This is a genomic window from Noviherbaspirillum agri, assembly GCF_054780595.1.
This window is the reverse complement of sequence record NZ_BAAGWA010000024.1, coordinates 1-22,385: the sequence shown is the minus strand read 5'-3', so window position 1 is coordinate 22,385 and position 22,385 is coordinate 1. Positions and strand designations below refer to the sequence as shown.

Sequence of the window (22,385 nt, the reverse complement as noted above, 5' to 3'; positions counted from 1 at the left end):
TTCCGTTGCGCTCAATACCAACTCGGCTTTCGGTCTGCCTGCCATGCCGTCCTCGCTATGAAAACCAATATGCATCGGACAACTGACACGCAGAATAATTCAATGAACTTCTAACTCGGGACACTAGCGAATCGTGCATTTCTTCCAGCTGACCAAGTACGGCGCTGGCATTGCCAACGATTACCATCTCCGATGCGCGTGTGCCTTCCTTTTCCTTCGCGTCGCCGACGGCTTCCTTCATCAGGTCGATAATCGCCTTCAGCACGCCGGCATACTCTTCCACCAGCTCGGACAGCACGCTTGGCACGGCACCCAGGGTGAACCGATGCATTCCACCTTCGCCGCCCACGATGGTTTTGAGGTTCGCACGAAGGGCAACGCCGATCCCGCGCATTGCCTCCGCGCGCAGTCGGACCAGTCCCTGACTGGTGCTTCCCATGGCCGCCAGCATCCCGGCCGCCTCATACAGCAAGTCCTCGTCGATCAGCGCCTTACTGGCGAACGCCTCGATGCAGCGGTCGTGCAGGTGGTGCGCTTCGTCAAAGACGTAATAGTTCTTCTCAAAATCCGTGACAGGGTTCTTGTTCCCTTCGGATCCTGACATGGCCGCAATGGTGGAGAGCAGGTACGAATGGTTGGTAATGACAATGCGCGCCTGCTTGAGCTGCGCCTTGACGTCCATGTGCGGGCATTCCTTCGCCATGGGGCAACGGTCATTGGTGCAAGCGTGGCGGTTGTTGTTGACCTTCGCCCAGATGGTGTGTGGCACGCGCACCGGAAGGCTGTCACGCACGCCGTCCCAATCACCGCTCCAGGCATCGGCAATCTCGGCAAGACCTTGATTGGCGTTTTCGTCATCAATGAGGGAGGCCTGCGTGGATTTTTCACGAAGACGTAGGGGGCAGACATAACGCTCGCGGCCTTTGACCACCACGCTCGGCGCTTCCATTCCAAGGCGTTCGATGATTTTCTTCAGCAGGAGCAGATCACGGTTGGCGATTTGGTTCTGCAGGCTGACGGTCTCTGTGGAGATGACAAGGCGGCGGTCGCGTGCAATGGCGAGCACCATGCCGGGAATCTGGTAGCCGAAGCTTTTGCCGGTTCCGGTGGGCGCTTCAACGATGGATGTGGTTTCGGTGGCCAGCGTGCGCGCAACAACCCTGATCATATCCTTCTGCTGCTCACGGCCAACCGGGAAGAAACTCAGGCAAGGCCTTGTAGACGGACGCGACGAGCTGAGCTTCGTGCTTGGTGGGTGCTTGTGCGGAGGGCGCGGCAACTGTTTCGGTGGTCATATGAATTCCTCAGAGAGACTGAATTCATGTTCGCATCCGAAGGTGTCGGCGTAAGTCGGTTTTGGCGCTGACGCGATGGGAGGGGGCAGGACCGCGAAGCGGATTGCCCCCGTGGGAGGGTTACTTCGCGGTGTTGGGGCCCGCTTCGAGCAGGGTGTTCTTCAGGCGATGGTATGCAGCGAAGAGGGGAATGCAGTTCTCCTCGGCGACTTCAGCCATCTCGGAGTTCTTCAGCTTTGACAGCGCCTTGTCGCCGGTCTGCAGTGCTTCGAGCAATCGTAGGGACTCATCCGAGACGATCCGCAGGTTCAGAACAGTCGAGTCCGTACGCTTGTCGAGCTCATACCGGTGCGTCATCGCGTCCAGCACTTCGGCTTCCTCCACAACATCATCCAGCAAGGAGCGGATCTTGCGGAGTTGTTCATCACGGCGAACCGCGAAAAACAGTTTGTAGGAGAGCAGGTTGAAGTCGCGCCGCACGATCCGGCCGAACTGCCAAGTGTGCAGGACAACGTCCTGATAGCGCGCATCGCAACGAATACGATAAATCTTTTCCACTCCTTTCAACTTAAGACCTTGCTCGGTCAACACCACGTCAGATGCTTTCTGCTTTTCTTTCATTGTCGCCACCGGAAGTTATCGAATTACGGTACGCCCATTGCCACTTCCGAGTCTGACCATCGAGCGAATTTATCGGGACTCTCAGGGTGTTATCCGAATACGAAGACATTGCTGTCCGCTATGGGGCAGTTGGAAGTAGCATGTGCGATGTGAGTTCATTCTGGCGCCAACATTTCCGTGTGCAACTCAACTTCGTTTTCCGAATTATTAGCTTTACTGAGGGCCTTGCGGGAAAGGGAATCGCTGATATCGTTTACCTTTCGGTGGAGCATTGGCGAACCGGGGTAACCGTTTATTCAACGACGGCAAGAGAAAAAGCTTTCCGATGGCAATTGTTTAACGCCTTCCGCTTGCAAAGGCGCACCGTACCACCATCATAAGGAAGTGCAGCTCTGATATGATGATCTGAGAATAAATAAGGATACGAATGATGACGGACCCGAACCAATTAGGAATCGAAGGCGGCCTGTGGAACCATATCCGCGAAACCATCAAGGATGACATCAGACTTTTCCTTGCGCCATTTGTCGGCGCTATCCAAGGCATCAAACAGGAAGTGAAACGCGTTCAGCGGAGAGACGCTTCACGTAAGCAATAGAATTCACCGTAGTAGCAAGATCCAATTTTTGCTTCGGCCACATCGTGAATAACCGCTCTCTGTAGCGCAGTAAGTTTCGATTTGCTTTTAGCCGATCTCATACCGCAAATCGCTTAAAGGCTGACTACGTTCCGCGCCTTGCATCATTGGTCGCTATTTTTCTTCTCGCATTGGCGAGCCAGCGCATCATCCGCTCCGCAGCAGTTTTAGGTTTCCCTGCATTCGCAACTGCATTTTTTGCAGCAGATCATCGCTCAAGTCTGCTGCAGCAGTGTCAAAACTATGCTCGATCCTTTGGAGCAGATCCTGCAGGTACGAAGAAGCCTCTCCATGGTTTCTGAAACCGAAGCGCGCATGGTCACCCAGCATTGATTGACTCGAAATGTTCCTCATTCCAAGCGAAAGCTGCATGGATAGTGCGACCGGTGCATCCTCGTCCGGGTTGGGGACAACATCAAACGCAGGGGAAAGGCGCCAGCGATTTTCCGCCGGTTGAAAAATCACCGCATGGTTACGCGGATGATCGTCATCGTTGCCGCAGACGGCGTTGAAGACCATGCGACCGAACAGTTCCAGTCTGTCCTCGGGAGGCGCACCAATACGGCGCAATTCCTCCGCCAGGCGCGAATAGCTCCATTCCGAAGCCTGTGTGTGGCCAGGATACTCCGTTTGCAAAAGCGTGGCGCCGCTCAGGGCCATCAGGCGACGCTCCACGTGGCGATCGAAGCGAAGCACGCGTACAGCGCCAATCCCTGCACTGAGCGGATGATAGGCCGTTGCAGCGAAGTTCAAGCCCGCATTCCGGCCCCACGTATGCGCGAAGTGCTCGAGTAGCGGGATATTGGCGATGTCCGAGGGTAGGTAGGGTTTGACCAACCAGTACGCATCACCATCACGGACAGTCGCCTTTGGCCGTGCGCCCCCCATACTCGGCGTGGCAACGAGCCTCTTCCGAAGCTTTGCATCGACAGGAGGAGCATGCTGGGCGATCGCGACCAGTTCCTTTGCCAGCATCTCTAGTTGCGGCAGCCTTGGACTCGCGATATGCGCAACAGATGCTTTGGGAGTACGGCCGATGGCCAATGCCCCCCAGCGTTCCGCGTTGCTACTCGCTTCGAGATATTTCCAGTCCGGCGCATTTTCTGGAATACCGTGCTCTCGACGCAACAGCGTCCGCCCCCAAGCATCCGGACAGGCATCGCGTAATGCGTCATGCAAGCCGCGATACCGTGCGGCCGTCCAATCGTGGTCGGGGCGAAACGGCAGGTTAACGGGATCGATGCTCCACGCAAGTCCGGCGTCTACATAGCTGGGGGCATAGCGAAACAGGCCGGTCTGCCGCGTTTCGTCAAACAGATAGCGCCCGACGGTAACCCAATCGCCGTTATCGGGGCGCTGAAGATAAACGTAGAGCGGTTTAGAAGTAGTCACCGTCGGTTCCCTTCGACGGCAGACGTACGCGTTGCTTCACTCCTTCAGAATTCCATAGGGACGTTGGCGAAGTAGGGGCTAATTCGTCGAGAACGCCAAGCACCTGGAATGCCATCAGATACAGTCCGACCCCGGCACCGGGGTCGCCGCGTTCAAGTCGTCGCAGCGTGGCCTCCGAAATTTCCAGTCGTACACACAGATCCGCCGCGCGCAACCGCTGGCGGTTACGTTGCGTGCGAATCGTCAGCCCCCAAAGGCTAAGCCGCTCCTCAATGAGCGTGGGCACGGACGCAGGGTGGAGATTCTTTTTTGGCACTTGGAAACACGTTATAAATATCTTTTTATAGGCATTAAAAGGTAGTTTATAAACGATGTCAATAGAAATGAAACGTTATAAATATTTTCTTAACATGCTTAAAGCGATATCTATAACGTATTCTTGCTTGCTAGCTAGTTCGCCGCGTAAAGATTTCGACAGGCAAACCACACCATGAATCCGTCACACAGTACACCGATTTGCGTATTTTACGGAGAGACTCATTCGTTTGTATCGCAAAGTGAGCGGATCGATAAGCGTCCACGCAAGAAAAAGGGGCCAATGGAAACGCACATGCCAACCGTCAGTGTCGCGATGCCGGCAGCAACGAAGTTCCAGCCAAAGTACCAAGGATTGGTGTCTCATATAGGAATAACAAGAGATTTGATGATAGCGGGATCACCTCGGCGAATTTTGTAGACACCGTCTAATTTTTAAAAATAATTAGCCAATCGGTCTAATTTATTCGCTATGGAGACATCAAGTACCCGCCCTGACGAGCGTCGTCGCGGCAGGCCACCAAAGAATGCCGGCGGAAGCTACGCTGAAACGCGCTCCCTGCTCATCCGCACGGGGTTGGCCGTGATGACGGAAAAGGGATATTCATCAGTCGGCATTGACGAAATTCTGCGGATGGTCGCGGTCCCGAAGGGCTCGTTCTACCATTACTTTCCGAGCAAGGAAGCGTTTGGTCAGGTGCTTATCGCTGCCTATGCAGACTACTTTGCGCGCAAGCTCGACCGCTGCTTTCTAGATACTAGTTATTCACCCCTGCAACGGCTTCACAATTTTGTGGAAGATGCCAAGCAAGGCATGGCCAAGCACGCCTATCGCCGCGGGTGCCTGGTTGGCAATCTGGGGCAAGAGATGGCTGTTCTGCCGGAATCCTTTCGCCAACAGCTTGCCGAGGTTTTTCAGGATTGGCAGCTGCGGACCGAGCGCTGCCTAAAGGAAGCCAACAGTCAGGCGAGATTGCCCCGGCGCACGATTGCGCACACCTGGCCTCGTTCTTCTGGATTGGCTGGGAAGGCGCGATCCTCAGGGCCAAGCTGGAGCTCGAGCCAACCGCGATCGACACCTTTGCAAGTGGTTTTTTCACACTGCTGGAACAGCGCAAGCGCTGAACGAGTACTTCCCGTACGTCAGTTTCGGTCTTTGCGCGATTTTTTCTTTGATTTTTGGCGAGTCCAAGCTGAGCTGAGTTTTTTACGATGAATAAGATTTTGAGGAGAACAGCATGTTCAAAGGAATCTTGATCGAGAAAGACGAAGCGGGGTACCGCGCAGCCGTCAAGAATCTCGACGAATCGCAACTGCCCGAAGGTAATGCCACTGTTAGCGTTAGTCACTCGACGTTGAACTACAAGGACGGGTTGGCCATTACAGGCAAGGGGCCGGTGGTACGGAGGTTTCCGATGATTCCCGGCATCGACCTGGTTGGCGTCGTCGAGGAAAGCACTCCACCCGGAATACAAGGCCGGGGATCCGGTGTTGCTGAATGGCTGGAGAGTCGGCGAAGTGCACTGGGGTGGGCTCGCGCAGAAGGCACGCCTGAATGGTGACTGGCTGATCCCGCAACCCTCGAACATATCGCCCCGGCAAGCGATGGCCATTGGTACCGCTGGCTATACCGCAATGTTGTGCGTGCTCGCGCTGGAAAGACATGGGGTCAACCCGGCAAGCGGAGAAATCCTGGTGACAGGCGCAGCGGGAGGCGTCGGAAGCGTCGCCGTCGCGATCCTCGCAAGACTCGGTTATTCGGTCGTTGCCGTGACCGGCTGGCCGCATGACGCTGACTACCTGAAGTACCTTGGCGCTAAAGATGTATTGGCCCGATCCGAGTTCTCTTCCCCGGGCAAGCCCTTGGGCAAGGAACGTTGGGCCGGCGCCATGGATGTCGTCGGCAGCCACGTTCTTGCGAATGTCTGCGCCACGACGAAGTACAGAGGTGTCGTGACGGCATGTGGTCTGGCCGCGGGCATGGATTTTCCGGCCACAGTCGCGACGTTTATCCTGCGCGGCGTCACGCTCGTGGGGATCGATAGCGTGATGTGTCCTCCCGGCGACCGGCTAGAGGCCTGGCAGCGGCTTGGTACCGATCTGGAGCACGAGAAGCTCGAAAAAATCAGCCAAGAGGTCGGTCTGGAAGAAGTCATACCCCTCGCCAGCAGCATCCTGAACGGAGAAGTGCGCGGCCGCGTCGTCGTGGACGTTAATAAATAACGAAAGACGAGCAGCAAGGTTTAAACACATTGCCTTATCAATATACGGAGGCAATCATGACGCAAGCAATGCAGCCTGCAGTGAGCCGCTTCCCGGTCCCGGAGCTGAAGGACATGCCCGAAGATATTCGGGAACGGATTATGGCCGTTCAGGAAAAGTCCGGATTCATTCCGAACGTCTTCTTGGCGCTCGCTCACCGGCTCGATGAGTTCCGTGCTTTCTTTGCGTATCACGACGCGTTGATGGATAAGCCCGGCAACCTGACCAAGGCGGAGCGGGAAATGATCGTTGTGGCGACGAGCAGCGCGAACCAGTGCCAGTACTGCGTCATCGCGCACGGGGCCATCGTTCGCATTCGCGCAAAAAATCCGCTTATTACCGACCAGGTCGCAACCAACTATCGCAAGGCAGACATCACGGACCCGCAAAAGGCGATGCTGGATTTCGCCATAAAAGTGTCACAGAGTGCTCACCTTGTCGGTGAACCCGACTTCGATGCACTGAACGCGCATGGCTTTACCGAAGACGACATTTTGGGGACATCGCAGGCATAACTGCGCTCTTCGGCATGTCCAATCGCCTGGCAAACGTGTCGAGCATGTGTCCAAACGCAGAGTTCTACTTACTTGGTCGGTGACGCAGAATCGACTGCAACGCTCGAAATTTTTAAGAGTAGGGCGTTCAGTACTCCTATCACGACAAATATACGCATCGTTAGCTATGCGTGCAAACAAACGTTACAACTGCTACATCGCAAGTAGTTTCAATGAACGTCTGCTGGCTAATCGGCAGCCGCCGGTCGACAGGGAATATTGAACGTCGGAAACCGGCCATTAGCCGCCGATCACCGGTCCGAGATAGCTCTCTAAAGCGGACGGTTGAATAGCGGTTCCTCGCCTAGGTAGGGCAGCGATACGACCGGATTAGCCGTGCCGACTGCAATCTTCAGGATGTAGAAGCTGACGGGATCCGGCGGTGAGGGGGCGCTTGTTTTTCCCTCAAGGCCGGTGTTCATGAGGGTTTGACGGCGGTCTGTTTTACCGTTGTAGTCAGGAATGTAGACAGGTCAGCGGCATCAAAGACAAGCATGCCTTTCCCGATCTGGACGCCAATCACGTGGCATTTGCAGAACAAGCGGCGCACCTCACCCACAGCAACTGCTCCCCTTGCCACTCTCCTGGATGGGAGGACAAGGGACGGTGCCGTAAGAACAAAACACGCAGCAATCTCCCGGCTTTGGCTTGAGAACCGTGTGGCACTGCTCACATTCGTAAAACCACTGACAGCTTTCTGTCGGCATCACCTGGGCTCTACTATGGCCGCACACAGGGCATGTCAAGACCGACTCAAGGACAACGTCGGTCATGGCTCAACTCGCTGCCAATGTTGACGGGTATCCCACCCCCTTGGTCGTGCTCTTCAACGCATCGACGTTTGTCTTGGTGTCGTCAAATGTTACGACTGCTTCCTTCTTCTCGAAGCTCACTTCTGCCTTGCTTACACCCGGCACCTTCATGAGAGCCTTCTTGATGGTAATCGGACAGGCGGCGCAGTCCATTGTTCGCATCGATAATTTGAGCGTTTGGGTCGCAGCCCAGAGCGATGTGGAGAGAACAGTCAATGCTATACAAGCAACAATCTTCTTCATGGCGATTCCTTTCAATAAAACCAAGGGGCTATCACTGGAAACCCAAGCGCAACCGCAATCAAACCAGCGACTACGACGAGCATCACCTTGTAGAGGCGAGTCGCTGGAGAGATTGCGCAGGTTTGTCCCGGTGAGCATGCTTCTGCCGACCGCCTAATGCGTAGCCAAGCAAACACCAAGGCGACCAATGCCACGCCGATAAAGAACGGGCGGTATGGCTCCAGTGCGATCAAGTCGCCCATCCACGCTCCTGTAATGCCGAGAGTGAGCAAGAGTAACGGCCCAAGGCAGCAGGTCGAGGCTAGGATCGCCGCAAATGTGCCTACGAGAAGCCCAATGCGTCCAATGCGTTCCCCGTTGTCGGTTGGACGTTCAGTGTTCATGGACTAAGATTACTACCGTACCAAAGTACGGAGTCAAGTGAATGAACAGCCAGCTACACAGCTTCACAATCGGAGTCCTTGCAGCTACTGCCGGGGTGAATGTCGAGACAATCCGGTTCTACCAAAGGAAAGGACTCATGTCGGAGCCTGATCGGCACCAGGGCAGCATCCGGCGTTACGGAGAAAGTGACCTTGCCCGTGTGCGATTCATCAAGGGAGCGCAACGGCTCGGCTTCACCTTGGTGGAGGTGGAAGAACTTCTCCGGCTCGAAGATGGGACGCACTGCGAAGAAGCCCGTGTCCTTGCAGAACGAAAGCTCGTGGATGTGCGTGAACGACTGGCTGATCTTGCGCAGATCGAGACGGCTCTCGGTCAGTTGATGGGACGTTGTGCTTCCGGCAAGGGACAGATGAAGTGTCCTCTCGTGGCATCACTCCGGCAAGGGGCATGACCGCGTTGGAGCAGGCTTCGGCAAATGGATTTGTTGCAAAACTCTATCAGGCCACCTCGAATAACAACGGTTCCATGTCGCTCCTCCCAAGGGTACGTCCAGATGGCATCCGATAGCCGTCGGTGCCGCGAGTCACGACTCGGACTCAGTACGGCCATTAGCGAACATCCGTAACGTTGGTACAAATGATCGGTTCAGACTGACTGCGGCCGGTCGCTTATCTCGTATGACCTGCAGTACGTGACGCGATTATGACGTTTTACGACTGCCAAACCAGTCAGTGAGTAATCGGCTTTGACAACAAGCTTGAATGGCAGGACCCCACGTGCGACCCGTCTTTTACAGCCGGTACGCCTTCCTGCGTGGATAAGCCCTGCAATATGCCGCAATCCTTTGCCGCATGCGCGGTGAGGCAGCTACTTCGCAATTCGGTAAGGTGCTTTTGCAGTGCATTCAGCTCTTCGATTCGCCGTGCGACATGCTCGATGTGCTTATCCAACAGCACATTGACCTCGGCACAGTTTTTCTCTGGTGCATCCCGAAAGCTGAGCAAGCTGCGAATCTCATCCAAGGTCATGTCGAGCGAACGGCAATGTCGAATGAAGAGCAACCGCTCCACATGCATCTCGTTGTACAACCGAAAGTTTCCTTCGGACCGTGCTGGTGCCGGCAATAGGCCTTCCAGCTCGTAAAAGCGAATCGTCTCGATTGGGCAAGCGGTCTGCTTCGCCAGTTCACCGATTTTCAGCCTCGCACTCATTAAAGTTTCCTTGATGCTAATTAAGCGCCCCTCTTGACTCTCTAGTTGCTAGAGGGTCTTAAATACGCATTATAGAAACTTTCTGTGGGAGCGGTAATGAGCAACTGTTCCAACCACGTATGCGGTTGTACGGCCAGTGCGCCTGTAAGCCAGCCTTCGGCGCATAGCGTGCTAACACTCAAGGTCGACAAGATGGATTGCCCGACCGAGGAAGCGCTGATTCGACAGAAACTCGAAGGCATGCCTGGCATAGTCAGCCTGGACTTCAACTTGATGCAGCGCCGCCTGGCGATTCGGCATCGACTCGCTGATCCAGCGCCAATTGTGGCTGCGATCGCCGCGCTCGGCATGGATCCGTCCGTTGAAAATGACGGACAAGACGACGCAAGCAAACGCGCTGTCTTCGTGATCGAAAACATGGACTGCCCGACCGAGGAAGCGCTCATCCGCAACAAACTGGCGGCGATGCCAGAGATCGTTGCACTGGAATTCAATCTGATGCAACGCAAACTCACGGTCAGCCACCGCTTCCCCGATGCGGCATCGATTTTGACTGCACTGCGTTCAATCGGCATGCAGGCCATTTTGGAAGCATCGTCTGCGGTCGCACAGGAAGAGGCACGCAAACCCGTTGTGCCGCGCAAGCAGCGTTGGTTGATGGGCATTGCCGGGCTCTCGGCGATCGGGGCGGAAGCGATAGCCTTTACCACTGGCGACGAATCCTCGCTACCTGTGGTGGCACTGGCACTGCTCTCCATTGCAATGGGCGGCTTGGACACCTACAAGAAAGGCTGGATTGCACTCAAAAACCGCAATCTGAACATCAATGCGTTGATGTCGATCGCGGTGACCGGCGCGGTATTGATCGGCCAGTGGCCCGAGGCGGCGATGGTCATGTTCCTGTTTGCGCTGGCGGAAATGATCGAAGCACTGTCACTGGACCGCGCGCGCAATGCGATTCGCGGGCTGATGGCGATGGCGCCAGAAAAGGCCACGGTGCGGCAGACTGACGACAGCTGGATCGAGCTTGACGTCAAGCAGGTGGCGGCTGGAAGCCTGGCGCGTGTTCGCCCGGGCGAACGGATACCGCTTGACGGCGAGGTGACAAACGGTCAGTCCTCGGTGAACCAGGCGCCCATTACCGGCGAGAGCATTCCTGTCGCAAAGACGGTTGGTGACCAAGTATTTGCCGGCACGATCAATGAAACCGGCTCCTTTGAATTTCGCGTGACGGCCGAGGCGACGCATTCGACGATTGCCCGCATCATCCATGCTGTCGAAGAAGCCCAAGGAAGCCGCGCCCCCACGCAGCGTTTCGTCGACCAGTTTGCGAAGGTCTACACGCCGGCTGTTTTTGTGCTGGCGCTCTTGGTCGCCATCGTGCCGCCATTGGGGTTCGGCCAAGCCTGGCTGGATTGGGTCTACAAGGCATTGGTGCTGCTCGTCATTGCGTGCCCGTGCGCCCTGGTGATCTCCACCCCTGTCACGATCGTCAGCGGCCTCGCGGCAGCCGCGCGGCGCGGCATCCTGATAAAGGGCGGCGCTTATCTCGAGCAAGGTCGCCTGCTGAAATCGCTTGCGCTGGACAAAACCGGCACCATCACGCAAGGCAAGCCAACGGTCACGGACTTCGTTGCACTGCGCTCTGATAATGCCAACGCATTGGCATTGGCCGCGAGCCTGGCCGGGCGCTCGGATCACCCGGCTTCCGGAGCCATCAGCGCATATTCGGTATCGCATCCTTCGGGCGCAGAAGTGGTGGAAATCACCGATTTTTCAGCTGTGACAGGACGCGGCGTGAAGGGGCGCATTGGCCAGCGCTGGTTCTACCTGGGTAATCACCGCTTAGTGGAAGAACTGGGCATCTGTAACCAGGAAACGGAAGCGGTGCTTTTCAAATTGGAGAGTGCAGGCAAAACCGTTGTGGTGCTGTGCGACGAGTCGGCGCCGATCGCCGTCATAGGCGTAGCCGACACCGTGCGCGAAACCAGTCGGCAGGCGATCGCGGAGTTGCATTCGCTGGGCGTGCGCACCGTCATGCTTACGGGCGACAATCAGCAAACGGCGACCGTCATCGCGCAAAACGTCGGCATCGATGATGCGCGCGGCAACCTGCTCCCGGAAGGAAAACTGGCAGCGATCGAGAGTGAAATTGCCGCACATGGGATCGTCGGCATGGTCGGAGATGGCATTAACGATGCCCCCGCGCTGGCGAAGTCGAGTATCGGCTTTGCGATGGGGGCGGCCGGTACGGATTCGGCGATCGAGACTGCCGACGTGGCGTTAATGGACGACGATCTGCGCAAGATTCCGCAGTTCATCCGCCTGAGTCGCCGGGCGGGCATGATCCTTACGCAAAACATCACGCTGGCCCTTGGCATCAAGGCGGTCTTTTTCGTGTTTGCCGTCATGGGCAAGGCGAGCTTGTGGATGGCAGTATTTGCCGATATGGGGGCAAGTCTGATCGTGGTCGCAAATGGCTTGCGGCTATTAAAAATCCAGGAAGCACGCGAAAAGGCAGCACAAGCAAAGCTTGCCCTCAGCGCTTGATGGGACACACATTGACCAACTTAAAGATTTTTATGACTGCGCGCTTATAAGGACGGCCATGCCGGATTCGATGGGAATGATGCATGGCATGTGGGGGCCGGCCCGATGATGGGCAACGGTGGGCACATGATGAGCGGCGGACACATGATGGGTGGTCCAATGATGGGGGGGCGCGGTATGGGCGATTATTACTCCAAGCTCACGCCGGAACAGATGAAACAACGCCAATACATGACGGACCAGTATTTGGCCATGCAACAGATGATGATGAACCACATGATATGGCATCAACATTGGGCAAACCCGACGCAGTCAGGCCCTACAAAGTAACTGGGCGGCTCGCAGTCGTGGCCAGCACGTCCAGCGTGTGCTGGCTTATGAAGCCGTGCCATAGCGTCCGTGCGTTGGCCGCCGCCACTGCAGAGAGAAATTGAATCGTAACCAAGAAAGGTCGCACAAGATGAAAAAATACCTCGAAAGCACGCCTCTGCTGGACTTCGATACGTCGGCGATCCGCGATCATATTCATGCCAGGGACTGGCATCATCTACCTACACCCGATGACAAAATTCGCGCGGCGTATGACTTTGTCAGGAATGACATCCTGTTCGGCTATAACGCGTCCGACGATATTCCGGCTTCGGCTGTCCTTGCGGATGGCTATGGTCAATGCAATACGAAGACCACGCTACTGATGGCCTTGCTACGCGCACTCGGGATTGCGTGCCGGTTTCATGGGGCGACCATCGACAAGGCGTTGCAGCGCGGCGCGGTGACGGGTCTCTGGTTCAGCCTTGCACCGGCCGAGATCCTGCATAGCTGGGCTGAAGTCTGGTTTAACGGCAAATGGGTCAAGCTGGAAGGGGTTATTCTGGATGATGACTACTTAGGCGCCGTGCAACGAGGCATATCGAAGTCGCAACCTGTGAATTCGGGATTGGTTGGATATGCGATTGCGACACAGAACATCGCAAATCCCGATGTCGGTTGGAAAGGCTGCGATACAGCAATTCAGCAGGAAGGCATTGCTCGAGACCTCGGCATCTATGATTCACCGGATGCCTTCTATGCTAAGCACGGGGTCAATATGAGTCCGCTAAAACGGTTGCTTTTTTCACGATTCATCCGTCATCGGCTTAATGCCCGCGTGGAAAAAATCCGCAGAGGTGAGGCAAATTTTGATCTGGCCACGACATGTGCAGCAAACCGTGCGAGTGTTCAATGATATTATTCCGCCCGTGAAAAAACTCCTGCTCATCTTCCTGCTTGCGTTGTTGCCGCTCCAGTTCTCCTGGGCATCGGCCGCCGCGTATTGTCAGCACGAAGATGAAAAGAGCACGCAACACTTCGGCCACCACTCGCATCAGCATGACGTGCAAACCGACCTGCCGGACGATGCCGACAAGGTGGTCAAGGTCCATGCCGACTGCGGGTACTGCCATTTATCTTGCCAGGTATCGTTCCTGACAGCGGTGCCAGAAGTCGCACTCCCGACAGGCGCCACGCATGTGGAAAAACCTGCCCGACCGTATTCCTCGCATATCCCCGACGGCCTGCAACGGCCTGATTGGCGTCTCGTCGCATAGCACGACGAGACCGTCCTCCTCTTTTCGCCACCAGCGTAGTTCAGACGTCTCGTCGAATTCGTTCCCGTTCACCAGGAGAATTCGATGTACCGTTTTTTGTTGCCGTTGAGTTTGACGGCAGTTGTGTTACCCGTGGCGGCGCAGCATGTTGCCGTTCCCGGGCATAGTGCCGTTCTTCCGGCAGCCGCCGACCAGTCCGCTCGCCTGATCGAAGGCAGCGGACCGCTTACCCTGTCCACCGCATTACGCATGGCAATGGATGCCAATTCGGAATTGTCTGCCGCTCGGTATGAGCTGCAGGCGGTCGAAGCAACCGTCCTGCAAGCCGGCGCATTGCCAAATCCTGCACTCGAAATGTCAGTGGAAGACCGCCGCCGCGAGACGCGCGAGACGACTTTCCTGCTTAGCCAGCCAATCGAGCTGGGCGGCAAGCGCAGTGCCCGCCTGACTGCTGCAGAGCGCAGCAAGGATGCTGCCGCTGCCGAGTTCCAGGCCAAGCGCGCGGAAGTGCGCGCCGCCGTTATCGCCGCGTTCTTTGATGTGCTCGTTGCACAAGAGCGCATGCGACTAGCTGAAGAATCGGCCAAGCTCGCCCAACGCGGGACCGATGCAGCAGCCCGGCGCGTGACGGCAGGCAAGGTCTCGCCCGTAGAAGAAACCAAAGCACGAGTGGCCGAATCAAGCGTTCGGCTGGAACTCAGCCAGGCAAGGATGGAGCTGGCGGCTGCCCGGAAACGACTAGCGTCAACATGGGGCAACCCGGCACCACAGTTCGAGCGGGCTGATGGTCGGCTCGACGCGTTGCCCGAATTGCCCGCCATGAAGGACCTGTCGGGGCGGGTTGCTTCAGCCCCAGCCATGCTGCGAGCACGTTCCGAACTGGACCGCCGCCAGGCACTGGCGCAACTGGAAAGCAGCCGACGCATTCCTGACGTCACGGTCAGTCTCGGCGTCAAACGCTCTGAGGAACTGGGCCGCAACCAAGCGATTGTTGGTGTTTCCATTCCGCTGCCGCTGTTTGACACCAACCGTGGCAATGTACTGGAGGCACTGCGCCGCACCGACAAGGCGCGTGATGAGCTGTCCGCAACGGAGGTCCGGCTGGACGGTGAAATCGCCCAGGCCTACGAGCGCCTGAACATTGCGCGCGAGGAGGCCGAGGCCCTACAGAAAGAAATCCTGCCGGGCGCGCAAAGCGCGTACGAAGCAGCAACCAAGGGTTTCGAGTACGGCAAATTCAACTTCCTTGACGTGCTTGACGCACAACGCACCTTGCTGCAAGCGCAATCCCAATATCTGCGCACTCTGTCCGAAGCGCACCGCGCCGCCGCCGACATCGACCGCATTCTCGGCGAATCTCTGTCCGCCACAAAGCAATAAGAGTTACCCATGAAAATCAATTTAACCACCAAACAAACCCTTTCTATTGCTGCCATTGTCATCATTGGTGTGCTGTTGGGCGCTCTCATCCTGACCATGGAAAAAGCCAAGCCGGCAGATGAACACGGCCACGGTGGGCACGCGGACACGCATGCCGATGCTGGCCATGGCGAAGACAAGCACGGCCATGATGAGCACGAAGGCCATGAAGATGAACATCAAGCCAAAGGCCCGCATGGCGGCAAGCTGTTCACCGAAGAAGACTTTGGATTGGAAATCCTCTTGGCTGAGGAAGGCGGCGAGCCGCGCTTTCACGTCTACCTGTTCAACAAGGACAAGCCCGTTCCGCCCAATAGCGCCACAGTATCCGTAACGTTGACCCGACCGGATGGCGAGCAGCAGGAAATCACGTTCAAACCAGAGAAGGACTACCTGAAAAGCACCGCGCCGGTCGCCGAGCCGCATATTTTTGAAGCCACAGTTGCGGTACAGACGGCGAACGAGCCATTCCTGTTCAGCTTTGCCGAGCAGGAAGGCAAGCTCGAACTGAGTGATGCTCAGGTCAAAGCGGCCGGCGTCACGATCCAGACTGCGGGAGCGGCGAAGATCAAGACCGCACTGACCTTACCGGGTGAAATCCATTTCAACGAAGACCGCACGGCCCACGTCGTACCGCGCCTTGCCGGCGTGGTTGAGAAAGTCCAGGCGGATCTCGGCCAGAAGGTGAAAAAGGGTCAGGTATTGGCCGTTATCGCCAGCACCGGGCTGTCAGAGCAACGCAGCGAGCTGCTCGCTGCACAAAAGCGCTTCGCACTGGCCAAGACGACGCACGAGCGCGAAAAGAAGCTCTGGCAAGACAAGATTTCAGCAGAACAGGATTACCTGCAGGCAGAGCAAGCGATGCAGGAATCCGAGATTGCTGTACGTAATGCGCAGCAAAAGTTGACCGCCCTGGGTGCAAGCGCCGGCGGGTCCGGTGCGCTCAACAGCTATGAGATCCGGGCGCCTTTTGACGGCATCGTGGTGGAAAAGCACATTTCACTGGGCGAGGCGGTGAAAGAAGACGCGAGCATCTTCACAATTTCCGACCTGTCTACCGTTTGGACTGAACTTGCCGTGCCGCCGAAGGACTTGGCTGCCGTGCGCGTGGGCGAAAAAGTGACCGTGCGCGCCACCGCTTTCGATGCCAAGGCCCCGGGCACGATCAGCTATGTCGGTTCGCTGTTGGGCGAACAAACCCGTACCGCAAAAGCCCGTGTGACGCTGAACAACCCGCAAATGGCATGGCGTCCCGGCCTGTTCGTCAACGTCGAGGTCGTATCGAACGAAGCGGAGGTACCCGTCACCGTCTCTACCGAAGCGGTTCACACCGTCAACGACAAGCCGACCGTGTTTGTCCGTGTGCCGGGTGGCTTCCTGCCCACGCCGGTCACGCTCGGACGCAGCGACGGCAAGGTCGTCGAGGTCGTGAAGGGAATCAAAGCCGGCAGCCAGTATGCTGGCCCCGGTAGCTTCGTCATCAAGTCGGAACTGGGCAAAGCCAGTGCCGAGCATACCCACTGATGCGAGAGGCAGAACATCATGTTTGAACGCATCATACGTTTCGCTATCGAGCAGCGATGGCTAGTCATGCTGGCCGTGTTCGGTATGGCGTTAATCGGCATCTTCAGCTACCAGAAGCTGCCGATTGACGCTGTGCCGGACATTACCAATGTGCAGGTCCAGATCAACAGTGAAGCGCCCGGTTACTCCCCGCTGGAGACCGAGCAACGCATTACCTTTCCGCTCGAAACTGTGATGTCCGGCTTGCCGCATCTCGAGCAGACCCGCTCTCTGTCGCGCTACGGCTTGTCGCAGGTAACGGTGATTTTCAAGGATGGCACCGACATTTACTTCGCACGCCAACTGGTGAACGAGCGAATTCAGGAAGCGAAGGAGCGCTTACCGGCCGGTATCACGCCAGCAATGGGGCCGATTTCAACTGGCCTCGGTGAAATCTACATGTGGACCGTTGAAGCCAAGGAAGGTGCGAAGAAGCCGGACGGCACCCCATACACGTCGACCGACCTGCGTGAAATCCAGGACTGGATCATCAAGCCGCAACTGCGCAATGTTCCTGGCGTCACCGAAATCAATACTATCGGTGGCTATGCCAAGGAATACCAGATTGCTCCCAACCCGGAACGGCTCGCCTCGTATGGCCTCGGCCTGCAGGACATCGTCACCGCGCTGGACCGCAATAACAATAATGCCGGCGCCGGTTACATAGAAAAACGTGGCGAGCAGTTGCTGATCCGTGCGCCCGGACAGGTCCAATCGATGGAAGACATCCGCAACGTCATCCTCAGCAATGTGCAGGGGGTGCCAATCCGCGTCCGTGATGTGGCTGACGTCGAGATCGGACGCGAACTGCGCACTGGCGCCGCCACCGAGAATGGCCGCGAGGTCGTGCTTGGCACCGTGTTCATGCTGATCGGCCAGAATAGCCGCACGGTATCGCAGGCGGTCGACAAGAAGATGGTGGAGATCAACCGCACCTTGCCGGAAGGCGTGCAGGCCATCACCGTCTACGACCGGACGATCCTGGTCGACAAGGCGATCAACACGGTGAAAAAGAACCTCTTGGAAGGCGCAGTGCTGGTCATTGCGATTCTGTTCCTCTTCCTGGGCAATATCCGGGCGGCGATCATTACCGCCCTGGTGATTCCGCTGGCGATGCTGTTCACCTTCAGCGGCATGGTTGGCAACAAAGTCAGCGCGAACCTGATGAGCCTGGGTGCACTCGACTTCGGCATCATCATCGACGGTGCGGTCGTGATTGTGGAGAACTGTGTGCGCCGCTTGGCCCATGCACAGGCACATCATGGCCGGCCGCTGACGCGGGCGGAGCGCTTCCATGAGGTGTTCGCGGCGTCACAGGAGGCACGGCGGCCATTGCTTTACGGTCAGCTCATCATCATGGTTGTCTACCTGCCGATCTTTGCGCTGTCTGGGGTCGAAGGAAAGATGTTCCATCCGATGGCGTTCACCGTCGTCATTGCATTGATCGGCGCAATGATTCTGTCGATCACGTTCATTCCGGCTGCAGTGGCTCTGTTCATCCGTGGCAAAGTGGCCGAAAAGGAAAACATCCTGATGCAGGGCGCCAAGCGCTGGTATGCACCGGCGCTTGACATGGTTATGGCGAACAAGCCGGTCGTACTGACCTTCACTGCTGTCACCGTGATCCTGTCCGCCTTGCTTGCAACCCGAATGGGCAGCGAATTTATCCCGAGTCTGAACGAAGGGGATATTGCGCTGCACGCTTTGCGCATTCCGGGAACCAGCTTGTCTCAATCGGTAGCGATGCAAAGCGAGCTTGAGCGAGCAATCAAGCAAGTTCCGGAAGTGGAGCGCGTGTTCGCCAAGATCGGGACCCCGGAAATTGCTTCCGATCCCATGCCGCCCAACGTTGCCGACAATTTTGTGATGCTCAAACCTGAATCGGAATGGCCCGAGCCAAAACGCAGTAAAGACGAGATCACAGCGGCCATACAAGCTGCGGTCGCCAAAGTGCCTGGCAGTAATTATGAGTTTACACAGCCCATTCAGATGCGTTTCAACGAATTGATCTCCGGCGTGCGCAGCGACGTTGCGGTCAAGCTGTTTGGCGATGACATGGACACATTGAACGACAGTGCGGCGAAGATTGCTGCGGTCCTGGGACGGATTCCCGGTGCCGATGCGGTCAAGGTAGAACAAACCACCGGGCTGCCGATGCTAACCGTGAACATCGACCGCGACAAGACTTCACGGTATGGCTTAAATGTCGCCGATGTGCAGGAAACCGTGGCTACAGCAATTGGCGGCAAGGAGGCCGGCGCCCTGTTTGAAGGGGACCGCCGCTTCGACATCATCGTCCGCATGCCAGAACGCTTGCGCACTGACCTTGAAGCGATGAAGCGCCTGCCAATTTCCCTGCCGCGCGGGGATAACGGCAATGGACGTACCGCTTTCATTCCACTTGGTGAAATCGCAAATCTTGAGTTGGCGCCTGGCCCGAACCAGATCAGCAGGGAGGACGGCAAGCGCCGCATCGTCATCAGCGCCAACGTGCGGGGCCGTGACATCGGTTCGTTCGTATCGGAGGCCGAAGCGCAGATCCGGCAGCAGGTGAAGATCCCGGCCGGTTACTGGACCACCTGGGGCGGCCAGTTCGAGCAGTTGCAATCGGCGACACAGCGCCTGCAGGTGGTAGTGCCGGTCGCGTTGCTGCTGGTCTTTACTCTGCTGTTTGCAATGTTCGGCAACATTAAGGACGGCTTGCTCGTATTCAGCGGGATTCCGTTTGCGCTAACTGGTGGCATTGTCGCTCTCTGGCTAAGGGATATTCCACTGTCCATTTCCGCAGCGGTCGGCTTTATTGCGCTGTCCGGTGTAGCGGTGCTGAACGGCCTCGTGATGATCTCGTTCATCCGCACGCTACGCGAGGAAGGCCGGTCACTGGAACAGGCAATCCGGGAAGGCGCACTGACGCGCCTGCGACCGGTACTGATGACCGCGCTCGTCGCGTCGCTCGGCTTCGTACCGATGGCAATTGCCACCGGCACCGGTGCGGAAGTGCAACGTCCGCTGGCTACGGTGGTCATTGGCGGAATCCTGTCGTCGACGGCGCTAACGCTTCTGGTGCTGCCGCTGCTGTACGGGATCGCTTACCGGAAGGACGAAGAGGCAGAAATCGCCCTGGAAGGAAAGCCAGTTTCCGTACCTGCTTGACTGTAGCCGCTCGCGCTCCAAGCGCGACGGCAACACCGAAGTTTCCATTTTTACTGTTTAACCAAAAGGAGAAACTATGAAATTGACGAAGATTTCCACTGCATTGTTCGCTGCCCTCGCCCTGTCCGCATCGCACGCTGCCTTAGCTGCCGATGACCACAAGGGACACAACCACGATGACAAGAAGGGCGGCGAGCACGCGCACGAGGCCAAGCCGCAGTACGGCGGTGTCGTCTCCGTCGTCAAGGATGTGAACTACGAGCTGGTCGCCAAGCCTGACACCATCACGCTGTACGTCAGCGACCACGGCAAGCCTGTTGATACCAAGGACGCATCCGCGTCGTTGACATTGCTGTCGGGCGCCGGAAAATCGGACGTTAAGCTGGCACCGGCCGGCGAAAACAAGCTGCAGGCAAAAGGCGATTTCAAAGTACAGCCGGGCACCAAGGTGGCGGGCTCCATCAAGGTCGAAGGCAAGGCCAACAACGTGAAGTTCACGCTGAAGTAAATTCGGTCCTATGCCAGCCGTCCAGCCGAGATGCTGGCGGCGAGCGAGCGTCCCCACCATTAGGATCACGACAATGGGTAAGTTAGCTGCCGGAACTGCCGCGACGCGAGAATATGACCGCTCGCGCGCAGAGGCCACCTGGCCACTCGTCTTTACCGCCTGGTTGATCGCCGCCGCTTCCATGTTGGGCGCGCTATTTCTGGGCGAAATCATGGGATACGCGCCTTGCGTGTTGTGCTGGTATCAGCGCATCTTCATGTTCCCGCTGGCCTTTGTGCTGGCTGTCGGGCTTTTTCCGCACGATACGAGGGTATGGCGCTACGCCCTGCCGCTGTCGATCGTCGGATGGTCCGTTGCGGTATACCACTTGCTGCTCATCGAGGGCGTGATACCGGAAGCCATGACGCCCTGCAGGCAAGGCGTTCCTTGCTCGCAGGTGGAGGTCGAATGGCTCGGCTTTGTAACCATCCCGCTGCTTTCGGTCGCTGCCTTTACCGCCATTAACGCCTTGCTGATAGCCACTTTCTTCAGGACTCGCAAATGAAACAGAAAACCATCTTCATCATGGCCATCGTCGTCCTTGCCGCGGCGTTCGGAATAGCCACCCAGTTGTATAAGGGCCAAAAGGCCGAGCAGGCAACACAAACGGTCACGCAGAACCGGGAAGCGCTCGTCCGCTTCCACGCTCCCTCGACTGGAAACGCGCAGGCGCCAGTCCAGATCGTCGAATTCCTGGACCCGGCATGCGAGGGCTGTGCGGCGTTCTATCCGTTCGTCAAAGACATCATGGCCGCCAACCCCGACAAGATCCGCCTCTCGGTGCGCTATGCACCATTTCATCAGGGTTCGGAAGACATCGTGAAGGTATTGGAGGCTGCGCGCAAGCAAGGCAAGTATTGGCAGGCGCTGGAAGCATTGTTCGCATCGCAGGGCGGCTGGACGCAGCACCATGTTGCGCGCCTCGATCTCGTATGGCAGTACCTCGCGCCGTTAGGTCTGGACGTGGAGCGGCTAAAGATCGATATGCAGTCGCCGGAGATCGCGCGACTCATCGAGCAGGATCGTGCCGACCTGAAGGCGCTGAATGTCCAAAAGACGCCTGAGTTTTTTGTGAATGGACGGCCTTTACCGTCCTTTGGCGATCAGCAGTTGCTGAAATTGGTGCGTGAAGAACTGGAAAAATCGTCGAAGGGTGGCTAAGACGGCAAAGCGGCACAGGCGAGAGCCGGTATTGAAAGTGGAGCGTTGAAGCCATTCGGGATGTGCAACGGATCACGGTTTTCGTTACCGAATTTGTCGTTTCGCTCATTGCTGGATCGTGGCATAGAGTCGAGGGTCTCCCTATGGCTCGATAGCGAGGAATCAGGGAAGTCGATTTGGAAAGTGGCTCTCTCCACCGGAACCTGAAGTACAACTCAGATAGGACGTCACACCGGTATTTTGCGCGTGTACGTCCGCTTTTCTTCTAGCTGAGAGGCAGCTACGGGTCGAGGCCGTGTGAAAACTCGCAATGTGTACGTTTTCAGGGGGCTCTTACCTTTCCGAAGTCGGCGATCGTCGATTACAGCGCATTCTGGAAGGCCGTTTTTTCTGAAACCAGCTTTTTCCTGCGTTTTCACACAGCCTCGGTCGTCTGCGCCACTTCGGTGCGGGACCATAACCGTCTAGTACTTGGCATGGTGCAGCCCCTGACGTAGCCAACAGGCTGTGCCGACCTTCGGCATGTCGTTGACGTAAACAGCCGAAGGACGGTTAACAGCCTGTTTGAAAACTCGAAAAAGTGTAAGTTGGCAGTCTGATGCGCGAAAAGCGCAGGAGGATTTGCCATGTGGACAGAGCGGCATCGAGCGAAACAGGTACGGCAAGGGCACCAGGTAAAG

22 protein-coding genes and 3 pseudogenes are annotated in these 22,385 nt (G+C 56.9%); 15 read left to right on the top strand and 10 right to left on the bottom strand.

The genetic code is table 11. The features are described from left to right. Positions 1 to 55 precede the first annotated feature (55 nt). Together ACYVIA_RS21880 and ACYVIA_RS21875 are read right to left on the bottom strand one after the other, a co-directional pair. Positions 56 to 1,168, bottom strand: coding sequence for an ATP-dependent DNA helicase DinG (locus tag ACYVIA_RS21880; RefSeq protein ID WP_460844377.1), 1,113 nt, complete (start codon positions 1,166 to 1,168; stop codon positions 56 to 58). 247 nt (positions 1,169 to 1,415) lie between these two features. Beyond that, positions 1,416 to 1,916 carry a hypothetical protein gene (locus ACYVIA_RS21875; RefSeq protein WP_460844375.1) on the bottom strand — a complete coding sequence of 167 codons (501 nt, stop codon included), beginning with the start codon at positions 1,914 to 1,916 and terminating at the stop codon, positions 1,416 to 1,418. A gap of 427 nt (positions 1,917 to 2,343) precedes the next feature. Between ACYVIA_RS21875 and ACYVIA_RS21870 the strand changes: the two genes are divergently transcribed. Then, positions 2,344 to 2,514, top strand: a complete 171-nt coding sequence (locus ACYVIA_RS21870) for a hypothetical protein (RefSeq protein WP_460844373.1) — start codon at positions 2,344 to 2,346, stop codon at positions 2,512 to 2,514. Between the two features lie 186 nt (positions 2,515 to 2,700). Here ACYVIA_RS21870 and ACYVIA_RS21865 read toward each other — a convergent pair whose 3' ends face one another. After that, positions 2,701 to 3,945, bottom strand: a complete 1,245-nt coding sequence (locus ACYVIA_RS21865; protein WP_460844372.1) for a type II toxin-antitoxin system HipA family toxin — start codon at positions 3,943 to 3,945, stop codon at positions 2,701 to 2,703. Next, positions 3,932 to 4,231 (bottom strand): helix-turn-helix domain-containing protein, encoded by a 300-nt coding sequence (locus tag ACYVIA_RS21860; RefSeq protein WP_460844370.1) that lies wholly within the window; start codon positions 4,229 to 4,231, stop codon positions 3,932 to 3,934. Before ACYVIA_RS21860 ends, ACYVIA_RS21865 begins: the two co-directional genes overlap by 14 nt. A gap of 501 nt (positions 4,232 to 4,732) precedes the next feature. Here ACYVIA_RS21860 and acuR point away from each other — a divergent pair. From acuR to ACYVIA_RS21845, 3 pseudogenes are all read left to right on the top strand, one after another. Further along, positions 4,733 to 5,385 (top strand): annotated as a pseudogene (gene acuR / locus ACYVIA_RS21855) (acrylate utilization transcriptional regulator AcuR). Positions 5,386 to 5,498: 113 nt separating this feature from the next. Continuing rightward, positions 5,499 to 6,483: pseudogene (gene acuI / locus ACYVIA_RS21850) on the top strand (acrylyl-CoA reductase (NADPH)). A 56-nt stretch (positions 6,484 to 6,539) separates the two neighbouring features. Continuing rightward, a pseudogene (locus ACYVIA_RS21845) lies at positions 6,540 to 7,120 on the top strand (peroxidase-related enzyme). Positions 7,121 to 7,348: 228 nt separating this feature from the next. Here ACYVIA_RS21845 and ACYVIA_RS21840 read toward each other — a convergent pair. From ACYVIA_RS21840 to merT, 4 genes are all read right to left on the bottom strand, one after another. After that, entirely contained in the window at positions 7,349 to 7,498 is a 150-nt protein-coding gene (locus tag ACYVIA_RS21840; RefSeq protein WP_460844369.1) for a hypothetical protein, read from the bottom strand. Between the two features lie 129 nt (positions 7,499 to 7,627). Continuing rightward, positions 7,628 to 7,849, bottom strand: a complete 222-nt coding sequence (locus ACYVIA_RS21835) for a GDCCVxC domain-containing (seleno)protein (RefSeq protein ID WP_460844367.1) — start codon at positions 7,847 to 7,849, stop codon at positions 7,628 to 7,630. Positions 7,850 to 7,852: 3 nt separating this feature from the next. Continuing rightward, the gene (gene merP, locus ACYVIA_RS21830; RefSeq protein WP_460844366.1) at positions 7,853 to 8,131 is read right to left on the bottom strand and encodes a mercury resistance system periplasmic binding protein MerP; all 279 of its coding nucleotides are present in this window, start codon (positions 8,129 to 8,131) and stop codon (positions 7,853 to 7,855) included. 11 nt (positions 8,132 to 8,142) lie between these two features. After that, positions 8,143 to 8,514 (bottom strand): mercuric ion transporter MerT, encoded by a 372-nt coding sequence (gene merT / locus ACYVIA_RS21825; RefSeq protein ID WP_460844365.1) that lies wholly within the window; start codon positions 8,512 to 8,514, stop codon positions 8,143 to 8,145. Positions 8,515 to 8,555: 41 nt separating this feature from the next. Here merT and merR point away from each other — a divergent pair, with 41 nt between their 5' ends. Beyond that, entirely contained in the window at positions 8,556 to 8,966 is a 411-nt protein-coding gene (merR, locus tag ACYVIA_RS21820; protein WP_460844363.1) for an Hg(II)-responsive transcriptional regulator, read from the top strand. Between the two features lie 277 nt (positions 8,967 to 9,243). On the opposite strand, the gene cadR is transcribed toward merR, so the two are convergent. Next, entirely contained in the window at positions 9,244 to 9,726 is a 483-nt protein-coding gene (gene cadR, locus ACYVIA_RS21815; protein ID WP_460844361.1) for a Cd(II)/Pb(II)-responsive transcriptional regulator, read from the bottom strand. A gap of 96 nt (positions 9,727 to 9,822) precedes the next feature. Between cadR and ACYVIA_RS21810 the strand changes: the two genes are divergently transcribed. The 10 genes from ACYVIA_RS21810 (at position 9,823) to ACYVIA_RS21765 (ending at position 21,705) form a co-directional block, all read left to right on the top strand. Further along, positions 9,823 to 12,276, top strand: a complete 2,454-nt coding sequence (locus tag ACYVIA_RS21810) for a heavy metal translocating P-type ATPase (RefSeq protein ID WP_460844359.1) — start codon at positions 9,823 to 9,825, stop codon at positions 12,274 to 12,276. A gap of 126 nt (positions 12,277 to 12,402) precedes the next feature. Then, on the top strand, positions 12,403 to 12,606 hold the full coding sequence (locus tag ACYVIA_RS21805) for a hypothetical protein (protein WP_460844357.1): 204 nt from the start codon (positions 12,403 to 12,405) through the stop codon (positions 12,604 to 12,606). A gap of 130 nt (positions 12,607 to 12,736) precedes the next feature. Further along, entirely contained in the window at positions 12,737 to 13,501 is a 765-nt protein-coding gene (locus ACYVIA_RS21800; RefSeq protein ID WP_460844355.1) for a transglutaminase-like domain-containing protein, read from the top strand. Next, positions 13,473 to 13,862 carry a cation efflux protein, CzcI family gene (czcI, locus tag ACYVIA_RS21795; protein WP_460844353.1) on the top strand — a complete coding sequence of 130 codons (390 nt, stop codon included), beginning with the start codon at positions 13,473 to 13,475 and terminating at the stop codon, positions 13,860 to 13,862. Before ACYVIA_RS21800 ends, czcI begins: the two co-directional genes overlap by 29 nt. A gap of 84 nt (positions 13,863 to 13,946) precedes the next feature. Beyond that, positions 13,947 to 15,242 carry a TolC family protein gene (locus tag ACYVIA_RS21790; RefSeq protein WP_460844351.1) on the top strand — a complete coding sequence of 432 codons (1,296 nt, stop codon included), beginning with the start codon at positions 13,947 to 13,949 and terminating at the stop codon, positions 15,240 to 15,242. A gap of 9 nt (positions 15,243 to 15,251) precedes the next feature. Further along, a complete protein-coding gene (locus ACYVIA_RS21785; protein WP_460844349.1) occupies positions 15,252 to 16,805 on the top strand; it encodes an efflux RND transporter periplasmic adaptor subunit in 1,554 nt (517 codons plus the stop codon). 18 nt (positions 16,806 to 16,823) lie between these two features. Next, on the top strand, positions 16,824 to 19,997 hold the full coding sequence (locus ACYVIA_RS21780; protein WP_460844347.1) for a CusA/CzcA family heavy metal efflux RND transporter: 3,174 nt from the start codon (positions 16,824 to 16,826) through the stop codon (positions 19,995 to 19,997). Between the two features lie 76 nt (positions 19,998 to 20,073). Further along, the gene (locus ACYVIA_RS21775) at positions 20,074 to 20,505 is read left to right on the top strand and encodes a hypothetical protein (protein WP_460844344.1); all 432 of its coding nucleotides are present in this window, start codon (positions 20,074 to 20,076) and stop codon (positions 20,503 to 20,505) included. Positions 20,506 to 20,578: 73 nt separating this feature from the next. Beyond that, on the top strand, positions 20,579 to 21,049 hold the full coding sequence (locus ACYVIA_RS21770) for a disulfide bond formation protein B (protein ID WP_460844342.1): 471 nt from the start codon (positions 20,579 to 20,581) through the stop codon (positions 21,047 to 21,049). After that, the gene (locus ACYVIA_RS21765; protein WP_460844340.1) at positions 21,046 to 21,705 is read left to right on the top strand and encodes a DsbA family protein; all 660 of its coding nucleotides are present in this window, start codon (positions 21,046 to 21,048) and stop codon (positions 21,703 to 21,705) included. Before ACYVIA_RS21770 ends, ACYVIA_RS21765 begins: the two co-directional genes overlap by 4 nt. Before the next feature lie 464 nt (positions 21,706 to 22,169). Here ACYVIA_RS21765 and ACYVIA_RS21760 read toward each other — a convergent pair. Continuing rightward, a partial coding sequence (locus tag ACYVIA_RS21760; protein ID WP_460844338.1) for a hypothetical protein occupies positions 22,170 to 22,385 on the bottom strand: 216 nt, incomplete at its 5' end.